Below are 25,762 nucleotides of genomic sequence, written 5' to 3'. Positions count from 1 at the left end.
TATCCATGAAAACAACTTTACCCGCTAGTCCTGTCCTGCGCAGGATAGGAGGGGCATTCATACTTATCCTGCTGTTCCACAGCTTCGCCCATGCCCAGGCGACAGCCATGATCAAATTTGGCAACAGCTACGTCAATCTCAGCAAAAAAACAGTTGGTGGTCCTGTAGGGCCCGGCGATACCCTCGAGATCCGGGTGGACTTCTATATTAATAGGAATTACAACAGCGCCACCGGTAACACCGGCAAGATCTTTAAAGTGCGCTACTACGACAGTCTGCCCACCCACACTGCCATTCTACCGGGCAGCAGCCTGATGATGATCAGCAATGAAGGCCTTATTATGCGTAGCTATACGCAAGCTTCCGACGGTGACCAGGGCACCTATAACGCGGCCCCGGGCTATCCCGGTGGCTATCAGATAAGGATCAACATGGGTGCAGGCTCCGGTGCGCCCGCGGGTATCCAGCCCATGGATACTACCAATACTACGGGCGCCGGCACTATCACCGCTGGTACGACCACTCCATTGTTCTCTGCCGGTTCTATCATCACCACTGCTTTCCGGGTCGTGGTCACCGGCGCCTATGGAGATACGATCACGCTCGGTCCGGGTAAGGTCTGTTACCGCCTCACCAGCACCGCGACGTCGGACACCATGCTCAACGCGATGCAGTACAAGATTCTCATCCAGAAGCCCAGTTCGCTCTGCGCCAACAGCAGCAGTACCAACTTCGCCGCGGAATTTGGGGGCACATTCGGCACGGGTGTAGGTCGCAACCGCAGCACCCCGCCCTCTTTCCTTATCCCTAACTATACCTATCTACCGAATTCCAGCACTTCGATCTCCATCAACGACGGCTACTATGCCATCGTCAATAATACCAGCCCTACGAGCAGTACCTTCCCCAACGCCAACCGACAACCGACCTGCGGCGGCGCAACGGGCGTACTGGCTTGTAGTAACCGTGAATTCGGGGGCTTCTGGTTCATCGGGGGCGACCACACCGGGACGACCACCGCCGCCGGCAACCCGCCGCCGGACTCCAACACGAATGCGGGTTATATGCTGCTCGTCAACTCGGATCTTGCCACCAGTGAAGCCTATCACCAGGTGATCTCCGGTCTCTGTCCCAATACGTATTACCAGTTCTCCGCGTGGTTTAAGAACGTCTGTCCCAATTGCGGCATCGATACGTCGGGTCACGCCGAGTATACCCCGGGTGTGCTGCCGAATAACACCCTGGTGGTGGACGGCATCGACCGTATCTCCACCGGTAACCTGGACACCGTTGGCTGGCAGCAACGTGGCTTTATACTGCTTACCGGTGCGACCCAGACCTCCATCACCATCTCCATCCGCAGCAATGCCTGCGGCGGTGGCGGCAACGACTGGGCTCTTGACGACATTGCGCTGTCCACCTGTCCGCCCGATCTGACCCTGACGCCCGACAAGCCTGATACGCTTTGCCAGGGCGCGGACGACTCGATAAAGTTCAAGATCTCGGCTTTCGTCAACAACTATACGCAGTGGATGATGCAGCAGAGCACTGATGGCGGCGTTACCTGGACCACGCCGGGCCTCGATACGCTGGGCCGGGCTGCGAGTGGAACAGTCACGCCCGTGTATGACGCGTCCTCCGGCTTCTATCTCGACACGGTGACCCGATACTACCGGGTCTCGTCTACAGCAACCGTTACCATATACCGGCTCATCGTCGCCAGCACTGTTGCCAATCTCACGGCCAACGGATGCTTCTATACCACCAACCAGCCCAAGTATGTAAATGGCACCAACTGCCAGGTCGCCCTACCGACCACCATCCTGTCCTTCCGTGGTCAGGTGCGTGAGGGACTCGGTAATCTCCAATGGACGACGTCGAATGAAGTGGAAAACCTGGTCTATAACGTCATGCGAAGTGATGACGGCGTGCATTTTACGGCTATTGCTACAGTCCCCGCGATAGCCGGCTCCGGTGGTGGGGCCGCGTATGTGTTCAACGATCCCAAGCCCGTCGGGCTCCAAACATATTATCGCATCGATATGGTCGCTGCATCGGTTCACCGGAGCAGTAATATCGTGCTTCTTAGCAACAGCAATCTTCAATTCGAGGTGCGGAGCATACTCAATCCTTTCACCGACCATATCAATATCGAGCTGACCGCGCCCGCTGATGGCGTCGCCAGCATCAGCCTGACGGATATGTACGGGCGTTACATCCGCCGCATCCGCCAGCCGGTGACCCAGGGTCTCAACAGCTTTACGATCTACGACCTTCGCTCGCTGCCTTCAGGCACCTATGCCCTGCAATTGCAAGTAGGCGATCAGATGATAAGTAAGAAATTGGTGAAGGTAATTAACTTATAAACCGCGCAGTAATTATCTGAACCAGAGGCCGCCCCGTGCGGCCTTTTTTTATGCCTGCACCGCGTCTACCTTGGTGTTGCCCTCAAGGGAATGACTGCCCGCGCCGGGCCGTTTGTGAAAAAATTTTTTCTGGAAAAGAAGGATGGCGATCACCCCTACCGAGATGGAGGCATCCGCCAGATTGAAGACAGGACTAAAGAATTCGAACTCCTCACCCCCGACAAAGGGGAACCAGGATGGATAGTGTGTCTTTATTATGGGGAAATATAGCATATCCACCACCCGCCCATGCAGAAAGGTCGTGTAACCATGTGCGGGGAAGATCTTTGCCACATGATCGTAGCTACTTCGCTCGAAGATGAGGCCATAGAACATACTGTCGAGCAGATTGCCCAACGCGCCTGCAAAGATGAGCCCCGCGCAGATGATGAATCCGCGGTGATATTTCTTTCGAATGATTGTCTGGATATAATAGATGCCAAAGACGACGGCCACCAGCCGGAAAAGCGTCAATGCCATCTTGCCCCAGCTGCCGCCAAACTTCCAACCCCAGGCCATTCCCTCATTTTCAACGAAATAGATCTGCGCCTTGTCGCCCAGCAACTTGATCCCATTGTCATAGGGAGTCACCGGGTCACGGTAGAAATCCGCCGGATGACTCAACGGCATATGTGTCTTTACCCAGATCTTCAGCGACTGATCTGCCACAATGATCAACAGTACGATTAAAAAGATGGTTCTGGCCTTCACGTACAACAAATTAAATTAGTCTTCTAAAATATAGGCTTCAAATATAGGCAATCCTGCCCATTGAATTTCTGTCATCGGTTATTCTTCGAAATAGATGCGCTTCACCCGCTGCGAGACGCTGGTGAGAATCTCATACGGTATCGTCTGCGACCAAATGGCTAACTGATTGACAGATAGTTCTTTGCCAAACACCACCACCTCGTCGCCTTCCTTTACATCCGGAATACCCGTGATATCGATCATTGTCATGTCCATGCTCACGATGCCGATGGTGGGTGCAAGCCGTCCGTTGACCCACATCTTACCCACTCCATTACCCAAACTCCGGGAGTAGCCGTCGGCATACCCGATGCGGACAGTAGCGGTGACGGTGCCCGCCGACGCGATGCCTCTGCGGTTATAGCCGATAGTGTCACCTGTCCGCAGGTGTTTTATCTGCGCAATCGTCGTCTTCAGCGTAGATACTTCCTGCAGATCGAGCCGGCCCGAACCCGCGGGGTCTATCCCATACAGCCCGATGCCCAGTCGAACCATGTCCAGCTGCAGTTCGGGATGCCGGGCGATGCCCGCCGAATTGGCGAGATGCTGTAGGATGGGATACCCCAGCGCATCCTGAAGACGTTGGGCGGTGGCCAGATATAGTTGTGCCTGCTTGTTGGTAAAAGCGTCCTGTTGCGCTTCCTCGCTTGCCGCAAAATGGCTGAATACGCTCAGCACTTTAAAAGCCGCGCCGGGCAACACCCGCAGCAGCTCGTCTATCTCTTCATTGGGAAACCCGAGGCGGTTCATCCCTGTCTCCAGTTCGATATGCACGGGGAAGGCCGGAATGCCTTCCTTCTTCAACCATCGATCGAACGTGCGCAACAGCGAAAAAGAATAGATCACCGGCTCTAAATTGTATTCCACCAGCGACTGGAAGCTGCTGTCTTCGGTATTCATCACCATGATGGGTATGCGGATACCGCCCTTGCGCAGCATCACTCCCTCGTCGGCATAGGCTACTCCCAGCCAGTCCACGCCATGAAACTGCAGGAGATTGGCTATCTCGAAGCTGCCGCTGCCATAACCAAAGGCCTTCACCATCGCCATCACCCTTGTCGCGGGTTGCAGCAGCTGGCGCCACTGCCGCAGATTCTCCGCCATGGCGTTGAGGTTTACTTCCATCACGGTCTGGTGGATCCGTTCGGTGAGCAGGCTATCGATCTCCTCGAACTCAAATACCCGCGCCCCTTTTATCAATATTGACTCATCGCGGAAATGCAGGCGGCCCAGGTCGCTGCGAAATGCCTCCACCGTAGGATAGAAGGCCGTCTCCCCCGGAAACCATTGTCCAAATGCCGCGGCATGCGCCCCGATGCGCGGACCGATGCCGATGAGGCGGTCAACCTGTTTCTGACCCAGGGTTTGGGCGATGGTTGCGTAGAGCTCGTTTTCCTCGCGGCCGCTTTCCAGGAAGTCGGAGAGGATCACCGTGCGGCGGTCGTGCTGTTGTTGTTGCGAGAGGAAGTCCAGCGCGATGGACAGGGAATTGAGGTCTGCGCTATAGCTGTCGTTGATGATCGAACAATGATTGATGCCGCTCTTGAGTTCCAGCCGCATCGCTATCGGTTGCAGCAGCGCCAGCGACGTCTGTATGCGTTGCACCGGCTGGCCCAGCAGCAGGAGTACCGCTACGCAGTGAAGGGCGTTCTCTATCGAGGCGGGGTCGGTAAAAGGAATGGAGACGGTAAATTCCGCTGCGCCATGAGTGAGGCCGATGACCGTCCAGCCGGCTTTTTTTTCGGTGGAGCGGATGCGTATCGCCGCGTTTTCGTCATGGCCCCAGGCGAAGAGGGTTGGTCCTGCCGGAAGCGCCTTCACCGTCTCCGGTTGGTCGCTACAATACACCAACGTCTCCGCATGCGCAAACAATTTCATTTTTTCCCGGGCCTTTTCTGCGCGGCTGGAGAACCCTTCGCTATGCGCTTCGCCGATGTTGGTGAACACCCCGAGCGTCGGGCGGATGACCGGCTCGAGCCGCTCCATCTCCCCCCGCAGCGAGACGCCCGCCTCGAAGATGGCCAGCTCGTGCTGCGGGCCCAGCTGCCAGACGCTGAGCGGTACTCCCGTCTGCGAGTTATAACTCTTGGGGCTACGGACTATCTCGTATTCTTCTTCGAGCAGCTGGTTCAACCACTCCTTTATGATGGTTTTGCCGTTGCTGCCGGTGATGCCGACGACGGGGAGCGTATACTGACGGCGATGGCCGGCAGCCAGTGCCTGCAGGGCGGCCAGGGTATCCTTTACGATCACCTGGTTGGCGCCGGGTAACTCCTGCGCTTCTTCAACTACGAAATTCCGCACGCCCCGTCGAAAGAGCTCTTTTATGAATTGGCCGCCGTAGCGCCGGGGGCCTTTCAATGCGAAGAAGAGTGAGGTTGTGGGGAAGATGAGCCGCCGGCTATCCAGCAGCAGGTGCTCGATCATTACCGATGTGGCATCCCCTTGCAGGAGGTGGCCACCGACGGCCCCGGCGATATATTGGATGCTATACCCCATCTTTTATCTTGTTTTGCCGGGTCAACCAAATGGAATAGGCGATACCCCCTGCGATGCAAATAAGGATCACCAGCAGGGAAACATATACCGGAATGATGATGTTGAAATATTCCACCAGCATTTTGACGCCCACGAAGACAAGGACGACGGCGATGCCCTGTTGCAGATGACTAAACTGGTCGACAGCACCGCGCAGCAGGAAGAACAGCGAGCGCAGGCCCAGCACCGCGAAAATATTCGAGGTATAGATGACGATGCGTTCCTGCGTGATGCCAAAGACGGCCGGGATGCTGTCCACGGCAAAGACGATATCCGTCGTCGCCAGCAGTACCACCACCGCAAAAAGCGTGGTGAACCGCCGTTTGCCATCGATGACCACCCGCATCTTGCCTCCGCCGTCGCTGCCCGTCAGCGGCAACAGTCTTTTCATGAACTTATATACCGCATTGTCCTCCACATCCATCTCCTCGTCTCCGCCGGCGAAGAACATCGTTATTCCTGTATAGATCAGGATGGCACCAAAGACGTAGAGCACCCAGTGAAACCGGGTCACCAGTGCGATGCCCACCGTGATAAAGATGATGCGGAGGAAGATAGCCATCAGAATACCGATGAGCAGCACCCGGGCGTAATACATCGGTTTGACACGGAAGAAGGAGAAGATGAGGATAAAGACAAAGATGTTGTCGATGCTGAGGCTCCACTCCATCAGGTAGGCGCTGAAATATTCCAGGGCCGTCTTATGACCGTCCTCATACCAGAGAAAACCAAAAAAGGCCATCGCCAGCCCCACCCAGAAGACGGTTTGAAAAAGCGCCTTTTTTATCGAGATGGTGGACTCCCTTCTGCTCAGCAGCCCCAGATCGAAGATGATAGCCAGTAAAAGAACAATGCCAAAGGTCAGATACGTGATAGACAATGGACTCATGCCGGGAATTATACTCAAAGATAAGCTTTGCCGGTAAACCGGCGGCGGCGCAACGCCTGGTAAATATAGCCGCCCAACACCACCAACACGATGGGCAGGCCGATGTTGATAAACTGCCACAACGATCGATCGGTCTCCACCTTTGCGGGGTCGAGCAGCCGTAGCGTGTAATCCTTCGACCTCGTCTCGAGGATACGCGAAGGATTGACCATATATTCGAAACAGTTCGCGATAAAATCTTCGTTGGCGAATTTGTAGCCGTTGTCCGCGCTAAAGCCCAGTTCAAGCGGACCTTCTTTGGTCACCTCATTCATAAAGATATCCCCATCCGCGACCACGATCACCCTTGAAGGCGTCGTTGCCTCCGCAAGAAAGGGGGTGTGATACACATTGGCCAGGCTATCCGCTTCCGACTTTGTGACGCGGTTGGCGAACAGCGATCGAAACTTTCCCTCTAGCAGTATTGCTACCGGAATATTCGACTCGGGAAACATCCTGGGGTCGTCCTTATATTTCAGAACGTCCAGCGTGATCAGCGCCGGCGTACTCACCCGCCGCGAATTGGCCGAGGTCTGGAGCAATACGGTCTTTTTGATCCCCGGCGCCTTTACCGTGTCGATGGAATTGGCGAATTGGGCGAGCACAAAGTCCAGGTTCTTGGAGATGGGATGGGTGAGGCTCCCGTTGAGCAGGGGATAATAGGGCCATTTCAGCGCTTCTATCTGCGGCTTGTCGCCTTGCATACCTACTACGATCGAGAGGTTAGCGCATTGTCCGGCGTCTTCGACGAGGTCCTGGTTGACGCGTACCCCATACCGAAAGAAGAGGTCTTCCAGCTCAAGTCCCCGGTCGTAGGCGATGGAGCCCTGTTCCTGGCGAAGGCTGTCTTTCTCGGCGTGCAGGACATCCACTGCCCAGATGATCTGTCCGCCGTGCAGGACATATTGGTCGAGGGTCAGCTTTTCGCGTTCGGTGAATTTTTCGGTAGGTTTTACAATCACCAGCGCCTTGTATTCGGCGGGGATCACCGGTACGCTGTCAAGCGCGACGATGCCAAGCCGGTAGTTGTGGCGGAGGTCTTCGATGAGATTGACTACGCGGTAGTCCAGTGGTTCGCCGTTGCCCATGACATACCCCACGACAGGCACGGTCTTTTGGGTGATCTTGTCTATTGCGCTGCCAAATTTGTATTCCAACAGGGTCTCGGCATTGGTATACAGCTGTTCTTCCGGCTGGCCCTCGCCCCTCTCTTGTACCCCCGAGAGCAGGTTGACGGCACGGTTGTGCCCTTTATAGCGGACGATCGCCGCGGGGATCACCACGCGCTGGCTCTCCTCTTCCCCGCGCTTTGCCTGGGCTACCTGGGTCATCGGCTGGATGCCCATCCGGCGCATCGAGTCCAGGAAGTTGACCTTGGCGCTGTCGTCAAGTGTTGCCAGCGGGTCGTAGGGATGGACGCGGATGCGGCCGTCGCAGTATTCGTTGAACTCGTGAAGAAGATCGTCGGTGCTTTTGGCCAATTTGCGGATGCCGGCCTTCAGGTCGCCCGCCAGGAAAAAGTCGATCTGGATATCATCATCCACACGGCCGAGCATCTCCTTTGTCGCGTCGCTGAGGGTATAGCGTTTCTCCTGGGTGAGATCGAGGCGGAAATGCAGGCGCGAGGCCAGCAGGTTCACCAGGGCCAGCACCACCACCAGTCCCAGGGGCTGCAACCAGGCCCCGCCAGCCCGACCCGCCTTGGGCTCGCCGCTCTGCTCCGCCGTGTGCCTGCTTCGCGAATGGCGGCCGGCCCTGCCCGCCAGATGTCTGCCGGTGAGGTAAAGGAAAAGGAAGATGACACTGGCTATATAAAGCAGATCGCGTCCATCCACCACCCCGCGGCTGATGCTGCGATAGTGGAAGTCGAGGCCAAGCATGCCGATGTAGTAATCGAGGCCTGCGCTGAATACGGGCAGCGCGCTGATGGCGGCAAATCCGCTGTACAACAGGAAACAGGCGAATGCCGCGACGATGAAGGCGACGACGGCGTTCGCTGTGAAGCTGCTGCACCAAATCCCGATCGCCGTAAAGACACCCGCCAGCAGCACCAGGCCCAGGTAGCTGCCCATCGTAGCGCCCGTGTCGATGCCGCCCTGGCCCGAAAGGCGTTGGATACAAAGGAAATACACCAGCGTCGGGAGCAGCGCGATCAACACCACGATGAGGCTTGCAAGGTATTTACCTATAATAAGGCGACCCCGCGTCAGCGGGACGGTCTGCAGTGTCTCGAATGTCCCCATGCGAAACTCATCGGAGAAGCTGCGCATCGTTATTGCCGGGGTCAGCAGCAGCAGGATCCACGGCGCCAGCTCGAAGAATTTGTCCAGGGTAGCGTAGCCAAAGCTCAGGATATCCGTGTCGGGAAACACGAAGAGCAAGAGCCCATTCAAGAGCAGGAAGACGATGATGGCGATATAACCGGTTAGACTGCTAAAAAACTGACGGAGTTCTTTTTTGCATACTGCCCACATAAACACGAAGGTATGGGATTTGGGCCTTTGGCCCACAAAAGAGCTGTTTGTGAGGCCGCATACGTATATTAAAATAAAGAAAATGTGAAAAAATACTTGAAATTTGATGTGAAGAAAAGTGGGTAGAATAAAAGATATCCCTATATTCGCATACTCTGCTGGTAACCGGATCCTTGGAATAAATATATTAATGGTAAGGTCACATACGACATTTAACCGAAACCAACTGCATGAAAAAATCCGCCCTTAATCAGGCGGGTTTTTTGTTTCAGCCCATTTTCACTTTGCTTTTTTCACCGCATTTTTTTTCAATTTCACCGCGTCTTGAAAAGGATAAATGGATAGTATCCAAGGTTGCCGTCGATTGTCGGGGGATAGGCTTATTAGCCTGCATAATATATTATGAATAATTACAATTATTTCATTATAATATATTCATATGTGTTTTTGGGTCATTGCAGGGCCCTTTCCCGCAGTTTTTCTACCGTTTCTCTTATCCGGCCAATGGCATAATCCACTTCTTCGGCTGTCGTAAACCGGCCCAGCCCCAGTCGCAAAGAGCTATGCGCCAGGTCGTCGGCTACGCCTAATGCCTTCAGTACATAGCTGGGTTCCATCGAAGCCGAAGTACAGGCCGAACCCGAAGACAAGGCAACGTCCTTTCCCAGTCCCGCCAAAAGTGCTTCGCCATCCACGCCGGGAAAGGAGATATTGGTCACCTGGGGCAGCCGGTGTTCGCGGCTTCCGTTGACCCTTGCCCCTTCGATCGCGAGCAGACCTGTTTCCAGCCGGTCGCGAAGTGCCGCTACTTTTGGCGCTTCTGCGGCCATCTCCATTTGGCAGAGTTCGGAGGCTTTCCCCAGGCCAACAATGGCCGGGACGTTGAGGGTGCCGCTGCGCATCCCCCGTTCGTGACCGCCTCCATCCATCTGCGCTGCGAGGCGCACCCGGGGATTGCGCCGTCTGACATAGAGGGCGCCGATGCCTTTGGGACCATATATCTTATGCGCGCTCATCGTCAGCAGATCGATGCCGTCGGCATTGACGTCGACCGGAACCTTACCCACTGCCTGTGTGGCGTCGGTGAAGAACAGGATGCCATGGCGCCGGGCGATGGCGCTTATCGCGCGGATGGGCTGTATCACCCCGATCTCGTTATTGGCATACATGACGGCGACGAGCACCGTCGAAGGCCGGATGGCCGCTTCGAGTCCGGCAAGATCGATCAATCCCTCTGCATCCACGGGCAGGAAGGTGACTTCGCCGCCAAGCCGTTGGATATGATGGCAGCTGTCGAGTACTGCCTTGTGTTCGGTGACGACGGTGATGATATGGTTGCCTTTTGCTGCATAGGATTCAAAGACTCCTTTGAGGGCCAGGTTGTCTCCTTCCGTCGCTCCCGAGGTAAAGACGATCTCCTTTGGCTCCGCGCCGATGAAGCGGGCCACCTGTTCGCGCGCGATCTCCACCGCCTCTTCCCCTTCCCAGCCAAAGGCGTGGCTTCGACTGGCCGCATTGCCAAACTTCTGCGTAAAATAAGGCAGCATGGCCGCCAACACCCGCGGATCGACAGGTGTGGTGGAATTATAGTCGAGGTAGATGGGTAGGTTCATTTGACAAATTTAGGATTATCTTTAAGCATGATGAAAGTCGAGCATATCGGCATCGCCGTAAAGGACCTGGCCGTCAGCATTCCGCTGTTCGAGACCCTCTTACAAAGCCCTTGTTATAAGACTGAACAGGTGGACAGCGAAAAGGTTAACACCGCCTTCTTCCGGCAGGGGGACACGAAGATCGAACTGGTGCAGGGTCTGACGTCTGACAGCGTCATCAACCGCTATATTGAAAAACGCGGTGAAGGCATGCACCACATCGCTTTTGAGGTCGCCGACATTCATGCCGAGATGCGCCGCCTGACGGCGGCGGGCTTTACCCTGCTCAACAGCGAACCAAAGGAAGGCGCCGATGACAAACTGGTGTGCTTTCTGCATCCAAAGGATACCAATGGGGTGCTTATCGAGCTGTGTATGAGCCGGGAGTGACCAATATGAAACGTGAAATGACCCTGATGTGAAACCTGCGTTATTGTTATTACTTGCCTGGCTATCCCTGGCCTCCGCCCGGGGGCAGAAGGCTGTTAATAATCTTGCCGCTGCCGATGGGCTGTCGCTGGACACGTCGATCTGTATGGTCGACTCCGCAATCGTTGCTTTTCCGGATTTGCTCGCGCAACTAGACCGCGCCCCCCGCGCCCATAATTTTTGGATACGTACCCTCCTGCGGAATACCAGCGACTCCACGCTTGTCCTTTCGCTGGGTTATGGCGGGGTGGACTATATAGACATCTGGGTGGATAGCATCCATCTCGCCGGCGGCAATATGCGCCGTACCCCGGCAGGAAGCACTTACCTACAGCGTCAGGCCGGGGTCCTGCCCCTGCGGCTGTCGCCTCATAGCAGTAATACGCTTACGGTCCGCATTCGCCAGCGCACCGACGAATACAACTTCGACGGGCTCACTCTATATGATGGCGCCAGCCTCAATGCTGCTTTTGTGCACAATCTTCCGGCAGACAACTCCTTTGTCATCATCCAGATGCTTTTCCAGGGCTTCATGATCTGCCAGCTGATCTATATGTTCTTGCAATGGCTCATCGTGCGCCGGAAGGAATATCTGTATTATTTTCTCTACATGGTTGTCCTCGCCCTTTACTTCCTCAGCAAACAGGAGCAGCTTTTTGGCGTGGACATCCTTTTCACCCGCTGGCCGCCGCTTAAGGTGTATCTGAGCAAGACGCTTCTGCTGCTGGCGAATTTTCTCTACTTCCGGTTTATCCGGGCCTTTCTCGAAATTCCCCGGGATTATCCCCGGCTCAATCGGTGGATGATCGGCATCGAGCAATTCCTGCTTGTCTATGCGGTGGTCGATCTCATCTTTATCGTGTCTACCTTCAACCGTCCCGTGCAGACGCAACTATATTCTGTTATCTCCGGTATCCTCTTCCTCTTTTCCATCGGATTCATGATCTATATGTACCGGCGTCAGAAAACGCTTGTATTTTATATCATCTCCGGCAGCCTCTTTGTCGCCACCGGTCATATCCTCGGGCTTGTCTTCAGCTACCTCGAGGTGAACCGGCACATCGATCTTGGAGTACCCGACATCTTTGTCTTTCCGCAGGCCGGCATCGTCCTCGAAGTGCTTTTTTTCACGGCGGGGCTTAGCTATAAGAGCCGGTTGACGGAGCAGGAAAAGCTCAGCAGCCAGCAGCGGCTCATCGAACAATTAAAGGCCAACGAGCTGTTGCAGCTCCGCATGCAGCATATCCGCAATAAAATTGCGCAAGACCTTCATGATGACATTGGTTCTACGCTGAGCAGCATCTCCATCCTCAGCGAGCTTGCCTTGCGGGAGAAGAGCAGCAGCCAGACCATGGAGACCATGAATGAGATAAAGGACAGCTCTCTTATGCTCATGGATCGGATGGATGACATCGTCTGGAGCATCAGTCCCCGCAACGATTCGCTGGAGAACCTGCTGATACGAATCCGCCATTTTGCCACCACCCTTTTCGAGGCCAAGGGCATCGACTATACTATCGACATCCAGAAGAACATCCACGAAGTGCAGCTGCCGATGGATCATCGCCAGCATATCTATCTCATCCTGAAGGAGGCCATCAACAATCTCGTGAAGTATTCCGATGCCACGCAGGCGCTTCTGGAGGTGCGGTTCGACCGGGAGCATCTTACGCTTTGTGTCCGGGACAATGGCCGTGGGTTCGATGCCGGCGCCTCTTTCACCGGTAATGGTATCTCCGGGATGCGGCGGCGTGCCGAAGGGATGAATGCAAGGGTAGCCATCGCCTCCGTTCCCGGCCAGGGGACGACCATCCGGCTCGAGGTAGATATCGGCGCAAAAATCCGCTAAACATCCGATTGGAATCTTCCAAAATAGGTTGCATATTTGGGGCGATGATCAAGATCGCCATCGTAGAAGACAACAATACGTTGCGCAGCAGCCTGGAAAGCCTTTTCAACCGCACGGAAGGCATGCGGTGTGTGGCCTCCCTCAACAACCTCCTGAATGTCGTCAGCGAGGTGGGGACGGCCCTCCCCGATATTATCCTCATGGATATCGGGCTACCCAACATCTCCGGCATCGAGGGGGTGCGAACGGTGAAGACCCATTTTCCTACGATCCAGGTGCTGATGTTCACCGTCTTCGACGACGACGAAAATATTTTCGACGCCATTCGCGCCGGCGCCAGTGGCTACATCCTCAAAAAAACGCCGCCCGACGAGATCGTCCAGGCCGTTCAGGACCTCTACCATGGCGGCGCTCCCATGACCGCGAGCATCGCCCGCCGGGTCCTCCAGTCCTTCCAGGGCGCGCCCGCCACCCTTGTCGAAGATTATCGCCTGACCGCCCGCGAGAGCGAGATCCTGTATTCCCTTGTCGATGGGCTCAGCTATAAGAAGATCGCCGACAAATACTGTGTCAGCATCAGCACCATCCGCACGCATATCTGCAACATTTACAACAAACTGCACGTCAATTCCAAGGCTGAAGCCGTCGCCCGCGTGCTGGGGCAAAAGCGCTGACCGGGCCGGACCCACCGACGAAGTTCGGCTGCTGCCCCATCGATATTCGACCGCTGGCCCTATGACCCCGCCCCCCAAAAATCATATCTTTATCCGATTGACCGGTGTCGGCATTTGTTGTCTATTTGTTCAAACAGACAGCTATGAAAAAATGCCTCGCCATCTGCTTTCTGCTCCTGTTGCTATGCGTCAAATCCGCCTTTGTCCGGGCGTCAGCAACTCCTGGCTCACCTCAAAGGGCTTTGGCGACCCAAAAACCCCTCGCAGACAGAACATTCCCCGAAGGCGGGGACAATTATCGCTGTTTGTAGGTTGTGAAAATGTTGAAGAAGATGCGTCATGTACCGCCGCATCCGGAGACAGGCCCGGAGCGGCGGTTTTTTATTCGCGTTCGGCGCCACCGTCGGCCAGTCACCGGATCACAAACGACCCTGTATATTGCTCGCCTGTTGCCGGATTCACCGCCCGCACAAAATAGGCGCCGCCGGAAAGACTCCGCCCGAAGCCGACGTGCAACGCATTCGTCCCATTCACCATCGTGCGCTGCACCAGGCTGCCATCCGCGGCGAGGATGTCTACCTGCCAGGGTTGCGGGTTATTCCCGGGGATGTTGAGTTCTATATGGTCAGTGGGCGGATTGGGATAGATGTAAAATCTATTTCCTGCCGGAGATGCTTTGTCGAGATCGATGATGCGGACGATGGAATAATGATCTGGCCCCAGCTGATCGATGATGCGCAGCCGGAAATACAATTTTCCCCTGGCCGCTGGTTCGATCGGATAGGCGTAGGAATAACTTTCGCTGGTGTTCACCGGGTCGGAGGCGACGGCTGTGTAGCCGGAAAAGCTGGTACCATCGGTGCTCACCTCGATGTCGTATCGCCTGCCGGCGTGTTCATTGGCCGTGCTCCAGCCAAGCAGCACGGTGCCGTTATCCTGCTTCACCGCGGTGAAGGAAAGGAGGTCGGTCGCCAACACCCCGGGATTGCAATAGTAATAAGTGACACTGAAATGCATCTGATCGGCAAAGCTGCTGGCCGATGTATCCACCGTCGACGTACTGGGAACAAGCAACAAGTCACTGCTGGCGGTGTAGGTAAAGCTGATCTTCCCTGAACCCGAATAATTCGATGGAAGAAACGATCCGTCACCGGTGTAGACGGAGTCGACGATAATGGAATTGTTATGGATGACATTCGCTGGCGTAAAGGTCTTCGATGCCCCCGCGGCAAGGCCGTTGGCGATGAATTTGGTGGAAAGGACGGAGTTATTGAAATCTCCTGACGGGGTGCTATTGATATCATCGGTGCGGTACCACTGGGCGCTGGCATTCTCCGAACTGGAATAGATATTTGTCAGGGTCATGCCTGAGTTGACCGTCACTATCGAGCGGATGGTAACTGCATATAATGTAAGGGAATTGACGGGAAATTTCGGAACGCTGTAGTTGAAGCTCGTATTGCCGTTGTTGCTGGTGAACACCGTATCATAGGTTGTCGAGGCCAGCGTGCCCGTACAGCCTTGGGCCGGAAGGTAGCAAGGTACCAATGTTGACACACCCGAGATCAGTACTATCCACAGGGCTACGGTGACCCCGGATAGTTGGATTCTGCACAGTCTCATAGGGAACACATTTCTTTAGGGTTCCTAATATAACTGCCGGCTTAGTAAAATTATTACACCAGACATGGCAATCCTACGATGCATTCGTCGAAAAAAAACGACGTTCGTCGTAAAAGTCCTATAATCATTTAATTGCCGCCCCTGACGACAAAAGACAATGTCCGGGTCGTCTGCCCATGGAGGTCCGTCAACCGGAGAAAATAAGTGCCGGCGGCCAACCGGGTTGAAAAAGGCACATGGAGCGTGCTGGCCTGCAGGAAGCTACCGCGTTGCACCAGGGCTCCGCTGGCGGATATGATATCCACCTGCCAGTCGCTGTTGGCGCCACCGGTGGCGATGTTGATGTAGTCTGTTGCGGGATTGGGGTAGATGTGCAGGCCCTGTTCTGAAGCGGCGATGTTTAATTCGCGCACCTGGCTATAAGAAGTCTTCCCCTGGTCGTGCATCTGCAGCCGGTAGTACAGGTTGCCGATTGTGCCGTCAGGCAGATGGTCGATATAGCTGTAGTCGGCTGCGCCGCCATTGGCTATGGCGCCGTTTGTTGTGGCCGGCAGCGTTGCTATTGTTGTAAAATTGCGCCCATCGCTGCTGCGCTGGATATCATATTCCCGTACGGCCGTCTCGTTCACAGCAGACCAGTCAAGCTGTACCGTGAGCGGCGCGGAGAGCCGGGCAGACCAACGGGTAAGGTTAGCCGCTAATGTTCCCGGGTTCCGCTTAAATAGATATTGAATGGAAAAAACCGCCGAGGTATTCACCGTATTTCCATAGTAATAAGAGGCATTGTTGTAGGCGATGAGATTGGTATAGGTGAAGGACATGTAGTTGATGTGCACACTTCCGTTGCCCATAAATGGCGTCACATTATTCGTGATGCTGTCGCTCGAAACATGATTGGAAAGAAAAACAAAGGGTGGAGTGACCTGCGATTGCCCCGGCGTCAGGTTATAAGTCCCGACGTTTTGGGGGGTCAGGTTCATATAGGGGACGCCATAGGAGCCGCTGATCTGGTCTTCCTGGCCGATGCTCAGCTGGTAGGTAGCGGCCGAGGAATTGACATTGGTCAGCGTGAACCCATAATTAGCCGAGACGCTGGTGGATATCTTGACGGAAACGAGCACGCCCGAGTCGGGGTTAAATTTCGGGAAACTGAGGTTGTACATGGCAAACCCGTTGTTGTTCAAAGCGGTATCAAACATTTGGGTCGCCGTGTCGGTGTTGTTTTGGGCGAAGCACATGCCATGGAAGATCATTCCTGTGCACAGGCTAAGGGTTAGTTTTTTCCATAAGGAGAGAACATACCGGTTCATGGGGCGTGGATATTGGATTTCCCTTCAATAACTCCGAATACACATTATTTATTTTGCCTACCCTGCTGCGGACTACAACATTTAATGGTTTCCCCCAAAACAAAGCCGCCTTCCTGTGGAAGGCGGCTTTTGCGTTATATTGTTATAAGAGTGTAGGTTACTACTTGGAGATCAATAGTTTCGACGCTTGTTTGGACCCATCTGCACTGGTGACTTCGATGAGATAGTTGCCCTGCGGATAGCCGCTCACCGAGAGGGCTACTGTTGTTCCACCGCCATTGACAACGCTTCTTTCCTGCAACAGCTGGCCGGTCTGGTTGAAGAGGCGAACTACCAGGGTCTCGGTCGCGCTGCCTGCGAGGGTTACGTTGACATAGTTCTGTGCGGGGTTGGGGAACACGCGGGCTGCACCAACAAGGAGGCGTACCGTCCTGACGGGCGAATAGGTGAACTTACCATCCTTATCCACCATCTTCAAGCGGTATTCGTCGGTTCCGGGTGCGGGTTTGGTGTCGGTGAAGGTATAATTCGTCGGGGTGTGAGAGGTTCCTTGTGCGGTTACAGTCCCGATGGTGCGCCAGTGGGAGCCGGCGTCTGCGCTGGACTCGATGGCGATGTGATCGGAATTCTCTTCGAGGGAGGTCTGCCAGGCCAGATCGACAGAGCCGTCATTCAGCGTCGCAGTGAAAGAAGCCAGGATGATGGGCAGGCTGCCGAAGCCGGAGAGCGACCCGGGGCCGGAGAAGGTAGTTCCAAAAGCGGCGCCGTTGCCCTGGGTGATGACCGTATTATTGTCAAATACCAGGGGAGCTATCCCGAATGCTTTTGTCAGCGTAAAATCCGTAGGGCTGTTCTCGAAAGAGGTGAGGACGCCGTCATAAGGACCGGCATTCGCCGCATTGAGGACTGCCCCCTGGCCAAAGTTGATAAAGTTGTTCAGCTGGTTGGTCAGGAAGATGTCATACGCACCCGTGAAAGAATTGGTTGCGCCGGAGTTGTTGATCTGGAGGGTAACGCCGGGGGCGATCACCAGATTAGAGCCGCCGGTGAAGGAGATCTGGGCATTCAACGTTATGACCGAACCGCTCGGTGCATTCAGTTGTACAAGGCAGTTGTTACAAAGCTGTGGGGGTTCCGCTCCAGACCAGATGGGAGTAGGTGCGTTGTTATGCCAAGCGCCGGCCATCACCGCCGTATAGGTGCCACCGGTATATTGGGCTTGGGAAGAGAGACAGAAAAGAATAACGGCACAGATAAGAGTGTAGATCTTTTTCATTTTCACTAGTGGTTAAGTAATTAATTGAATGTGGTTGATACGCACGAGGTAAACCATAGTCAATAGTGGATTTCTCTCCCATAGTAAATAATGGATTAAATGCTATCGCAGGGTCGCGAAATCGTGGTCTTTAAATGGCGGAGGATGATTGGGTACTACGCGTTTAGGAATTGCGTGTATCTTTTGTGGAAAGTAGGTAAGTGGAGCTAAAAGTAGAACAAAATCCAGGACCGTGCAAGCAAAATGTGCGAAAAATTTTCAGGAGAAGCGGACCTAACGGCCGAAGTTCGCTTAGGCAGCGTCGTCGCCGGTATCTAACTTGCTGAGGCCCAGTTTATCGAGCGCTAACTGGGCAGCTATCTGACTGGCATCCTTTTTATTGTAGGCCTTTCCCTGGGAGAGTAGTTCCCCATCGACCACGGCGCCAACGGTGAAGAGTCTGCGACCGCCTTCCACCCGCTCGTCCAGGGTCTCGAACTCAAGATTCTTCCCGTTCTTATTCGCCCAACCATAGAGTTTGTTCTTGTGGTTGATCTCGAGATTCTCCAGATCGTCGAGGAAGAGGTAGGGTTGTATAACGCGTTCAACCACCCATTGCCGGGTCTTCAGGAATCCTTTGTCGAGGTAGATGGCCCCTACGATGGCTTCCAGGGTGTTGCCGAAGATCTGGCTCATCTTCAGGCTGCTGTCGAACTTATTATAATTGCTTATTTTCTTGAGCCCCATCTTGATGGCAATCTCGTTGAGCTGATTGCGGTTGACCATCTTACTGCGCATTTCCGTCAAAAAACCTTCTTCTTTATACGGGTATTTTTTAAAAAGGAAATCCGCGATGATGGCGCTGAGGATGGCGTCGCCGAGATATTCCAGCCGTTCGTTGTTTTCGTCGGCGCCGTCCTTTACACTCCGGTGGGTGAGGGCTGTTCTATAAAGGACTGCCTTGCCCGGGGTGAACCCGAGCACATTTCGAAGCTGCCTTTTGAACGAAGCGACGGTAGCGTCGCCCTTTATGATACGGTCGAGAATTCCCACTATAACAAGCTACAATTTTTTCGCCCAATAAAAAATTATTTGTGCTACCCTTGGTCCGATAGGGCAACACGTTGACAATCTTTGAGTATTCAAAGATTAAGCCTCGTACTTTTTAACGACGACGCAAGCGTTATGGCCGCCAAAACCGAACGTGTTGCTAAGGGCAGCCCGCACCTTTTTCTGTTGTGGTTTCCCGAAAGTGAAGTTAAGCCGGGGATCGAGTTCCGGGTCATCGGTAAAGTGGTTGATCGTCGGTGGAATCTGGTCGTGCACGACACTCTGAATGCAGGCGATGGCTTCTATCACCCCGGCGGCGCCGAGGCAGTGTCCGGTCATCGACTTGGTACTGCTGATATTGACATCGAAGGCCCGGTCGCCAAACACATGTATGATGGCTTTAACCTCGGCGATGTCCCCCAGGGGGGTAGACGTACCGTGAGTATTGATATAATCGATATCCGCCGGGGCCATTTGCGCGTCGCGCAGGGCCGCCAGCATGACATTTTTTGCACCCAGCCCTTCGGGATGCGGTGCGGTTATATGATAGGCATCGGCGGTGGCGCCACAACCAGCAATTTCACAATAGATGTGAGCACCGCGGGCTTTGGCGTGTTCAAGCTCTTCTAGCACCAACACTCCGGCCCCTTCTCCCATTACAAATCCTTCCCGGTCTTTGTCATAGGGCCGGCTGGCTGTTGCGGGGTCGTCATTCCGCTCGCTCAGCGCTTTCATCGCGTTGAAACCGCCTACCCCGGCCTCGCTGATCACAGCCTCCGAGCCGCCGCTGATGAGGATGTCGGCCATCCCCAGCCGAATGAGGTTAAAGGCTTCCATGACGGCATTGGTGGAAGACGCGCAGGCGCTTGTCACGGCGAAGTTGGGTCCGCGGAAGCCATGGCGCATAGAAATATGGCCTGCCGCGATGTCCAATATCATTTTCGGGATAAAGAACGGGTTGAAGCGGGGAGTCCCGTCTCCCTTGGCAAAGTTGACCACTTCTTCCTGGAAAGTGATCAGCCCCCCGATGCCGCTGGCGAAGACGACGCCGATGCGGTCGGGATTCATATTCTCCTTGTCGATGCGGGCGTCAGCTACCGCCTCATCGCTTGCCGCCAGTGCAAGCTGTGTATAGCGGTCGACCTTGCGGGCCTCTTTTTTCTCGAGGTATTGCAGGGGGTCGAAGCCTTTCAGTTCGCAAGCAAAGCGGGTCTTGAATTTGGATGCATCGAATAGGGTGATAGCATCAGCACCGGAAACGCCATTTAGCAATCCCTTCCAGTAATCTTGTGTATTGTTACCTAGTGGTGTGAGGGCACCAATGCCCGTTACAACAACTCTTTTCAATTGCATAGTGGACTTTTCCCAGGATTTTTGTGCTTTAGTCTAAGGATAAAATCCGCCTTCTAAGCCGAAATGCTTGAAAAGGCGGATCAAACGAGTTTATTGGCGGTGAAACCCAGAACAACGTATTGCAGCCAATGCTTATTTTGCGTGCTCTTCCAGGTAAGCGATGGCCTGCCCGACAGTAGTGATCGTCTCGGCCTGTTCGTCCGGGATAGAGATGTTAAACTCTTTCTCGAATTCCATTATCAATTCGACGGTGTCCAGAGAGTCTGCACCCAGATCATTGGTGAAGGAAGCTTCATTAGTAACCTCAGCTTCTTCAACTCCGAGCTTATCGACGATAATCTTCTTAACCCTTGTAGCGATGTCTGACATGATTTCTTGATTTTTTAGTTATACGGATGCAAAAGTATTATTTTCCGACTAACAGAACAAAAACCCCATTTTTAATTTTAAACATAATCCGGACCATGGGGGACGCATGGCGGAGGCGCCTATTCCCCCGAAATACGCCAAATTCCCCTATTTAGCGAGATTTGCAGCCCGGTATTAGTAAATATTAATAACTTCGGCCTCCCCGGACCGGGGCCCGGACCGTCGATGGGCGAAGGTAGTGAAAATACAACAACAGCATGGCGCTTAGGATGATAGATCATGGGACGAAGGAGTATCAGCAGATGGTAAATCTGCGTAATGAAATATTGCGCAAGCCTCTTGGGTTGGACTTTAGTGCGGAGGAGCTGGAGCTGGAAAAAGACGATATTCTCATGGGGGCATTCGAAGACGACAAGCTGTTGGGCTGTTGTATGCTTACCCGGATGGATGCCGCCACTGTCCGCCTCCGGCAGATGGCCGTCCCCAGGAATATGCAGGGGAAGGGTATCGGGCGCGCCCTGATGATCTTTGCCGAGAATGTCGCCCGGGATCACGGTTACAAGAAGCTCTGCATGCACGCGCGCGACACTGCCGTCGGGTTCTATCAGAAACTCGGTTATGGCATTACGGGGGAGCCCTTCGTCGAGGTGACGATTCCACATTATATAATGGAAAAGGCCTTATAGCGCCCTTATTTTATCAGCCGTAGATTGAAAGGATAGCGATAGATCTTGTTCTCGCCGGTCTTTATCGTGGCGATGATCACCAGGACCAGGTTGACGATGCTCAGGCTAGCCAGGATCACGATGCCGATTAAAACTGCGATGAGAATAAATCCGATGATCCAGCCTATGATGATCGTAAGCTGAAAGTTGAGGGACTCTTTTGCATTCTCCGCCACAAACTGCGATTCATCCTTTTTTATCAGCCAGATGACGAGGGGACCAAAAATGTTTATTCCCGGCACGATCGCCAGGATATGGGACAGCATGCCCAGCGTCCTTTCATCGCTTGTGGGGGTGGAAATGGGGTATTCTTCCGGCATGGTAGTATTAATTTTGATGATATAAATATACTGCCCTTTTCGTGACTTTGCCGTCTCTTAGGGGCAAACATTTATCCCATAAGGGCCCGGGGGGCAAGGACGAATTTGCTCATCCGCTGCAAAAAGGCGAGTAGATCGGCCATTGTCCGGATGTCATCCACCGTCAGCAGGAAGTGTTTACCGGCCTGCTTGAGCTTCGCTTTGTTGGTATGTTTTTGCAGGTATTCGAGGATGAGCTGGAAGGTCTCGGATTCGAAATAGGGGGAGTCGGGCCGGTTTATAAAATAGCATCGCATCGTATCTTCTTTCAAGATCAGCTTCTCGAAGCCCAGGCTTACGGCCAGTTTGCGGATACGTACCGTATCGAAGAGGTCTTCCACCTGGGGCGGTACGGGGCCGAACCGGTCGATCAATTCTTCATGGAATTGTTGGAGCTCTTCCTCGCTGTCGCAATTGTCCAGGCGGGTGTAGAGGGTCAGTCTCTCCGTAATACTTTCCACATAGCTGTCGGGGATAAGGATCTCCAGATCGGTGTCGATGGTGCAGTCCTGGACATAATCTTCCTGTTTGGAGATCTCTTCTTTGAACAACTCCCTGAATTCGGTACGCTTCAATTCCTTTATCGCCTCGTCGAGAATCTTTTGATAGGTTTCGAATCCGATGTCGACCATGAAGCCGCTTTGTTCACCACCGAGCATGTTACCGGCGCCGCGGATGTCCAGGTCGCGCATGGCTATCTGGAAGCCGCTGCCCAGGTCGGCAAATTGTTCGAGCGTTTGAAGGCGTTTGCGGGAGTCCGCGGGCAAGGTGGCGAGGGAGGGCGCTAACAGGTAGCAGAAGGCTTTTTTGTTGCCACGGCCGACGCGGCCGCGAAGCTGGTGAAGGTCACTAAGGCCGAAATGATGGGCGTTGTTGACGATGATGGTATTGACGTTGGGGATGTCCACGCCGCTCTCCACGATATTGGTGCACACGAGGACATCATATTTTTTATCGATGAAGCTCAGGATCCGGTCTTCGAGATCGTTGCCTTCCATCTGTCCATGGGCGTAACCGATGCTGAGATCGGGGCAGAGGCCCTGGATGATAGCGGACATTTCGGCCAGTCCCTGTACGCGGTTGTAAATAAAGAACACCTGCCCGCCGCGTTCTGTTTCGTAGTAGATGGCGTCCCGGATAAAATCCTCATTGTATCCATGTAGTTCGGTCTGGATTGGCTGACGGTTTGGCGGCGGGGTGTTGATGATGCTGAGGTCGCGGGCGCCCATCAGGCTGAACTGGAGGGTTCTAGGGATAGGCGTGGCCGTAAGGGTAAGGCAATCTACATGGGTGCGCAGGGTCTTGATCTTTTCTTTGTGCCCCACGCCGAATTTCTGTTCTTCGTCGACGACGAGCAGGCCAAGGTCCTTGAACAGTACCTCTTTTCCGAGCAAGGCGTGGGTGCCGATGATGATGTCCACCTTTCCTTCCGACAATTCCTTCAGGGTCGCCTTCTTTTCTTTCGAAGACTTGAACCGGTTGACATAATCGACCTTGACGGGGAAGTCCTTCAACCGATCGCTAAACGTTTTATAATGCTGGAAGGCCAGGATGGTCGTCGGGACGAGGATGGCGGCCTGTTTGCCATCAAGGCAGGTTTTGAAGGCTGCTCTTATGGCCACTTCGGTCTTTCCAAAGCCGACATCGCCACAGACGAGGCGGTCCATGGGAGAGGGCTGCTCCATATCTTTTTTAACATCGGCAGTGGCCTTGCTTTGATCGGGCGTATCCTCATAGATGAAAGAGGCTTCCAGCTCAGTCTGCATGTAATTGTCAGGAGAATGGGTGAAGCCTTTTTCCGCTTTGCGCTGGGCGTAGAGTTTTATGAGATCGAAGGCGATCTCCTTGACCTTTGTCTTTGTCTTCTCTTTTAGTTTCTGCCAGGCGTCGCTGCCCAGCTTGTTCACCTTTGGCACCGTCCCTTCCTTGCCGGTGTATTTCGAGATCTTGTGCAAGGAGTTGATGTTGACATAGAGGATGTCGCTGTCCTTATAGATGATGCGTACGGCCTCCTGCAGGCGGCCATTGGCCTCTATCTTTTGGAGGCCGCTGTAGATGCCTACCCCGTGATCGATGTGGGTGACGTAGTCTCCCGGTTGCAGCTCGCGCAGCGTGCGAAGGGTGATGGCCTTATTCTTATTATAGGCCTGTTTGACCTTGTATTTGTGATAGCGCTGGAAGATCTGGTGGTCGGTGAAACAGGCTATTTTCAGATCGTCGTCGATGAATCCTTCGTGGATGGAATGGGCGATGGGGGTGAAGGGGATCTCGGTTTTGAGGTCTTCGAAGATGGTATGCAGCCGCTCGAGCTGCCGGGGGTTCTCGGCGAAGAGGAAGAGCGTATACTTTTTTGCTTCGAGGCTTTTCAGATCGCGGATAAGCAGATCGAATTGCCGGTTGAAGGAAGGTTGTGGACGGGTGTGGAATTCGATGACAAAGGGCGAAGCCAGTGGCGAGGCTGCCGACGGGCCGAATTCGACCAGGTGAAAGCGCCGGAGTTCGGTCTCTACTTCGGCGGCGGTGACGAAGTCGGCAGCGGTGATGTCGGTTTTTTCCATTTTGTCCTCTTCCTCGATGCTCTTTGCGCCCGGTTGGGGGCGGGGAAGCTGAAGGAAAAGATCGAGCTCTTCTTCCTGGATGGAGAGGCGGTCGCGGGTGAAGGTCCAGTCCTGCATCCAGATGACCGTATTCTCCGGGAGGAATTCGAGCAGGGAGATCTTCTCGCCGGCGTCGGGCCGGTGTTCGACGTTGGGGATGATCGTTACCTGCAGTAATCTCCGTTCGGACAGCTGGGTCTCGGGGTCGAAGATGCGGATGGAGTCGATGTCATTTCCAAACAGTTCGACGCGATAGGGTTTCTCATTGCCAAAGGAATAGATGTCCAGGATACCGCCGCGCAGGGCAAATTGCCCGGGTTCGTATACAAAATCCGTCCTTTCGAATCCCTTGTCGACCAGCTTTTCCAGCAGCCCGTTGAGGTCGAGGGTGTCGCCGGCTTTCAGGGCGATGATATTTCCGGACAGCGCCTGGGGCAGCACCACTTTTTCGAACAGGGCTTCGGGATAGGTGACAATCAGTTTTTTAGCCGCGTCACGGGATGGATTGGAGATGGCGGCCGACAGGCGGGTAAGCGCTTCCGTGCGGAGCATCACGTGGCTGCTGTTGAGGAGGCGGTAGTTCTTCTTATTCTTAAAAGAAGAGGGAAAATAAAAGAGATCGAGGGCGTTGGTGAGGCTTTCGAGGGTATTATGGAGGTAGGCGGCCGATTCCGAGTCCTCGCAGACGATGAGGTGGTTGAGACTGGCGGTATGCTGGTGTTGAAAAACGGCGCTGACCAAAAAAGCCGGGGAGCTGCCCTGGAGGTTCTTGCAGGCTATGCGTTGTGGGCTGGACAATAGGAGCTTATCCGCCAATTGAAAAAGGCGGGGGGAATGTAAAAATGATTCCAGAAGCACCTCATTGTTCATCCGGCCGCAAATTTACGATTTTACGAGAGATGCGCAAAGACACGGGGCAACCGAAGAGGAAGAAATACCGTAAATCTTATATTAATTAATAAACGGCGGTATTATGATCGGACTCTACACTGCATTCCACCCGGGTCATCTTCCCGGGTAGTACTTCTACAGGCGCGATGTTGTTCTTTTCGTCCCTACGGGTGGCGTAGAACAGATTGCCTTTCCTGGTGAAAACAGAGTAGGTTCCCGGCGGCAGGAGGATGCGAAAGCGACCTGAGTCGTCGGTATCCGTCTGCCGGATGAGGCGGGTTTGAATGGAGCGGTATAACCCGACCGCGCCGGCCTTTATTACCTGGGTGTCATTTGTCAGTCCAAAGACGCAGATGGTGGCTTTGACCCCCGCCGGAAGGCCGGGGTGATAGCGGGGGGAGGGCATATGGTTACCGGCGGGCCGGCGGGCGACGCCTTCGATGCCCTGGGTTTGAACACCTACTAGCAGACATAGAGCGACAATAACCGCTTGAAAGTCCATAAAAACTGTAATTTTAGAAAGATTTAAAA

20 protein-coding genes are annotated in these 25,762 nt (G+C 54.2%); 6 read left to right on the top strand and 14 right to left on the bottom strand.

What is annotated here, in order from left to right:
- Nucleotides 1–5 precede the first annotated feature (5 nt).
- Nucleotides 6–2,366, top strand: coding sequence for a T9SS type A sorting domain-containing protein (locus tag IEY39_RS21645; RefSeq protein WP_188935563.1), 2,361 nt, complete (start codon nt 6–8; stop codon nt 2,364–2,366).
- A gap of 48 nt (nt 2,367–2,414) precedes the next feature.
- On the opposite strand, the gene IEY39_RS21640 is transcribed toward IEY39_RS21645, so the two are convergent.
- From IEY39_RS21640 to IEY39_RS21620, 5 genes are all read right to left on the bottom strand, one after another.
- On the bottom strand, nt 2,415–3,116 hold the full coding sequence (locus IEY39_RS21640; protein WP_188935561.1) for a lipoprotein signal peptidase: 702 nt from the start codon (nt 3,114–3,116) through the stop codon (nt 2,415–2,417).
- 78 nt (nt 3,117–3,194) lie between these two features.
- Nucleotides 3,195–5,654 carry a bifunctional UDP-N-acetylmuramoyl-tripeptide:D-alanyl-D-alanine ligase/alanine racemase gene (locus IEY39_RS21635; protein ID WP_188935559.1) on the bottom strand — a complete coding sequence of 820 codons (2,460 nt, stop codon included), beginning with the start codon at nt 5,652–5,654 and terminating at the stop codon, nt 3,195–3,197.
- Nucleotides 5,644–6,582, bottom strand: coding sequence for a TerC/Alx family metal homeostasis membrane protein (locus IEY39_RS21630; RefSeq protein ID WP_188935557.1), 939 nt, complete (start codon nt 6,580–6,582; stop codon nt 5,644–5,646). The genes IEY39_RS21635 and IEY39_RS21630 overlap by 11 nt, the downstream gene beginning before the upstream one ends.
- 14 nt (nt 6,583–6,596) lie before the next feature.
- The gene (gldG, locus tag IEY39_RS21625; protein ID WP_188935550.1) at nt 6,597–9,095 is read right to left on the bottom strand and encodes a gliding motility-associated ABC transporter substrate-binding protein GldG; all 2,499 of its coding nucleotides are present in this window, start codon (nt 9,093–9,095) and stop codon (nt 6,597–6,599) included.
- 452 nt (nt 9,096–9,547) lie between these two features.
- Nucleotides 9,548–10,708, bottom strand: coding sequence for an IscS subfamily cysteine desulfurase (locus tag IEY39_RS21620; protein WP_188935548.1), 1,161 nt, complete (start codon nt 10,706–10,708; stop codon nt 9,548–9,550).
- A 27-nt stretch (nt 10,709–10,735) separates the two neighbouring features.
- Between IEY39_RS21620 and mce the strand changes: the two genes are divergently transcribed.
- From mce to IEY39_RS21600, 4 genes are all read left to right on the top strand, one after another.
- A complete protein-coding gene (gene mce / locus IEY39_RS21615) occupies nt 10,736–11,137 on the top strand; it encodes a methylmalonyl-CoA epimerase (RefSeq protein WP_188935546.1) in 402 nt (133 codons plus the stop codon).
- A gap of 28 nt (nt 11,138–11,165) precedes the next feature.
- Complete coding sequence (locus IEY39_RS21610) at nt 11,166–13,025, top strand: 7TM diverse intracellular signaling domain-containing protein (protein ID WP_188935544.1); 1,860 nt, start codon at nt 11,166–11,168, stop codon at nt 13,023–13,025.
- Nucleotides 13,026–13,069: 44 nt separating this feature from the next.
- The gene (locus IEY39_RS21605) at nt 13,070–13,699 is read left to right on the top strand and encodes a response regulator transcription factor (RefSeq protein ID WP_188935542.1); all 630 of its coding nucleotides are present in this window, start codon (nt 13,070–13,072) and stop codon (nt 13,697–13,699) included.
- Between the two features lie 143 nt (nt 13,700–13,842).
- Complete coding sequence (locus tag IEY39_RS21600) at nt 13,843–14,010, top strand: hypothetical protein (RefSeq protein WP_188935540.1); 168 nt, start codon at nt 13,843–13,845, stop codon at nt 14,008–14,010.
- A gap of 100 nt (nt 14,011–14,110) precedes the next feature.
- Here IEY39_RS21600 and IEY39_RS21595 read toward each other — a convergent pair whose 3' ends face one another.
- From IEY39_RS21595 to IEY39_RS21570, 6 genes are all read right to left on the bottom strand, one after another.
- The gene (locus tag IEY39_RS21595) at nt 14,111–15,322 is read right to left on the bottom strand and encodes a T9SS type A sorting domain-containing protein (RefSeq protein ID WP_188935538.1); all 1,212 of its coding nucleotides are present in this window, start codon (nt 15,320–15,322) and stop codon (nt 14,111–14,113) included.
- A 128-nt stretch (nt 15,323–15,450) separates the two neighbouring features.
- Nucleotides 15,451–16,632 (bottom strand): T9SS type A sorting domain-containing protein, encoded by a 1,182-nt coding sequence (locus IEY39_RS21590; RefSeq protein ID WP_188935536.1) that lies wholly within the window; start codon nt 16,630–16,632, stop codon nt 15,451–15,453.
- Nucleotides 16,633–16,792: 160 nt separating this feature from the next.
- Complete coding sequence (locus tag IEY39_RS21585) at nt 16,793–17,908, bottom strand: T9SS type A sorting domain-containing protein (protein WP_188935534.1); 1,116 nt, start codon at nt 17,906–17,908, stop codon at nt 16,793–16,795.
- A 291-nt stretch (nt 17,909–18,199) separates the two neighbouring features.
- Nucleotides 18,200–18,940, bottom strand: a complete 741-nt coding sequence (gene rnc, locus IEY39_RS21580) for a ribonuclease III (RefSeq protein ID WP_229689019.1) — start codon at nt 18,938–18,940, stop codon at nt 18,200–18,202.
- A 96-nt stretch (nt 18,941–19,036) separates the two neighbouring features.
- Nucleotides 19,037–20,290: a beta-ketoacyl-ACP synthase II gene (gene fabF, locus IEY39_RS21575; protein WP_188935532.1), complete on the bottom strand. Its 1,254-nt coding sequence runs from the start codon at nt 20,288–20,290 to the stop codon at nt 19,037–19,039.
- 132 nt (nt 20,291–20,422) lie between these two features.
- Complete coding sequence (locus IEY39_RS21570) at nt 20,423–20,659, bottom strand: acyl carrier protein (RefSeq protein ID WP_038103191.1); 237 nt, start codon at nt 20,657–20,659, stop codon at nt 20,423–20,425.
- 257 nt (nt 20,660–20,916) lie between these two features.
- On the opposite strand from IEY39_RS21570, the gene IEY39_RS21565 reads away from it, so the two are divergent.
- A complete protein-coding gene (locus tag IEY39_RS21565) occupies nt 20,917–21,345 on the top strand; it encodes a GNAT family N-acetyltransferase (RefSeq protein ID WP_188935530.1) in 429 nt (142 codons plus the stop codon).
- A gap of 5 nt (nt 21,346–21,350) precedes the next feature.
- On the opposite strand, the gene IEY39_RS21560 is transcribed toward IEY39_RS21565, so the two are convergent.
- The 3 genes from IEY39_RS21560 to IEY39_RS21550 all read right to left on the bottom strand — a co-directional run bounded on the left by IEY39_RS21560 (nt 21,351) and on the right by IEY39_RS21550 (nt 25,733).
- Nucleotides 21,351–21,704, bottom strand: coding sequence for a DUF4870 domain-containing protein (locus tag IEY39_RS21560; protein WP_188935528.1), 354 nt, complete (start codon nt 21,702–21,704; stop codon nt 21,351–21,353).
- 71 nt (nt 21,705–21,775) lie between these two features.
- Nucleotides 21,776–25,210 carry a transcription-repair coupling factor gene (mfd, locus tag IEY39_RS21555; protein WP_188935526.1) on the bottom strand — a complete coding sequence of 1,145 codons (3,435 nt, stop codon included), beginning with the start codon at nt 25,208–25,210 and terminating at the stop codon, nt 21,776–21,778.
- Between the two features lie 85 nt (nt 25,211–25,295).
- Entirely contained in the window at nt 25,296–25,733 is a 438-nt protein-coding gene (locus IEY39_RS21550; RefSeq protein ID WP_188935524.1) for a peptidase associated/transthyretin-like domain-containing protein, read from the bottom strand.
- Nucleotides 25,734–25,762: the final 29 nt, after the last annotated feature.

This window comes from Puia dinghuensis (assembly GCF_014642875.1).
GTDB classification, from domain to species: domain Bacteria; phylum Bacteroidota; class Bacteroidia; order Chitinophagales; family Chitinophagaceae; genus Puia; species Puia dinghuensis.
Note: the sequence above shows the minus strand (reverse complement) of the source record. Positions and strands in the feature narration are given on the sequence as shown.

Excerpts from the sequence above, each read along its gene's own strand:
- IEY39_RS21645 (WP_188935563.1), top strand. The coding sequence starts at position 6 with ATGAAAACAACTTTACCCGCTAGTCCTGTCCTGCGCAGGATAGGAGGG.
- IEY39_RS21635 (WP_188935559.1), bottom strand. The coding sequence starts at position 5,654 with ATGGGGTATAGCATCCAATATATCGCCGGGGCCGTCGGTGGCCACCTC.
- IEY39_RS21630 (WP_188935557.1), bottom strand. The coding sequence starts at position 6,582 with ATGAGTCCATTGTCTATCACGTATCTGACCTTTGGCATTGTTCTTTTA.
- gldG (WP_188935550.1), bottom strand. The coding sequence starts at position 9,095 with ATGTGGGCAGTATGCAAAAAAGAACTCCGTCAGTTTTTTAGCAGTCTA.
- IEY39_RS21620 (WP_188935548.1), bottom strand. The coding sequence starts at position 10,708 with ATGAACCTACCCATCTACCTCGACTATAATTCCACCACACCTGTCGAT.
- mce (WP_188935546.1), top strand. The coding sequence starts at position 10,736 with ATGATGAAAGTCGAGCATATCGGCATCGCCGTAAAGGACCTGGCCGTC.
- IEY39_RS21605 (WP_188935542.1), top strand. The coding sequence starts at position 13,070 with ATGATCAAGATCGCCATCGTAGAAGACAACAATACGTTGCGCAGCAGC.
- IEY39_RS21600 (WP_188935540.1), top strand. The coding sequence starts at position 13,843 with ATGAAAAAATGCCTCGCCATCTGCTTTCTGCTCCTGTTGCTATGCGTC.
- IEY39_RS21595 (WP_188935538.1), bottom strand. The coding sequence starts at position 15,322 with ATGAGACTGTGCAGAATCCAACTATCCGGGGTCACCGTAGCCCTGTGG.
- IEY39_RS21590 (WP_188935536.1), bottom strand. The coding sequence starts at position 16,632 with ATGAACCGGTATGTTCTCTCCTTATGGAAAAAACTAACCCTTAGCCTG.
- IEY39_RS21585 (WP_188935534.1), bottom strand. The coding sequence starts at position 17,908 with ATGAAAAAGATCTACACTCTTATCTGTGCCGTTATTCTTTTCTGTCTC.
- fabF (WP_188935532.1), bottom strand. The coding sequence starts at position 20,290 with ATGCAATTGAAAAGAGTTGTTGTAACGGGCATTGGTGCCCTCACACCA.
- IEY39_RS21570 (WP_038103191.1), bottom strand. The coding sequence starts at position 20,659 with ATGTCAGACATCGCTACAAGGGTTAAGAAGATTATCGTCGATAAGCTC.
- IEY39_RS21565 (WP_188935530.1), top strand. The coding sequence starts at position 20,917 with ATGGCGCTTAGGATGATAGATCATGGGACGAAGGAGTATCAGCAGATG.
- IEY39_RS21560 (WP_188935528.1), bottom strand. The coding sequence starts at position 21,704 with ATGCCGGAAGAATACCCCATTTCCACCCCCACAAGCGATGAAAGGACG.
- mfd (WP_188935526.1), bottom strand. The coding sequence starts at position 25,210 with ATGAACAATGAGGTGCTTCTGGAATCATTTTTACATTCCCCCCGCCTT.
- IEY39_RS21550 (WP_188935524.1), bottom strand. The coding sequence starts at position 25,733 with ATGGACTTTCAAGCGGTTATTGTCGCTCTATGTCTGCTAGTAGGTGTT.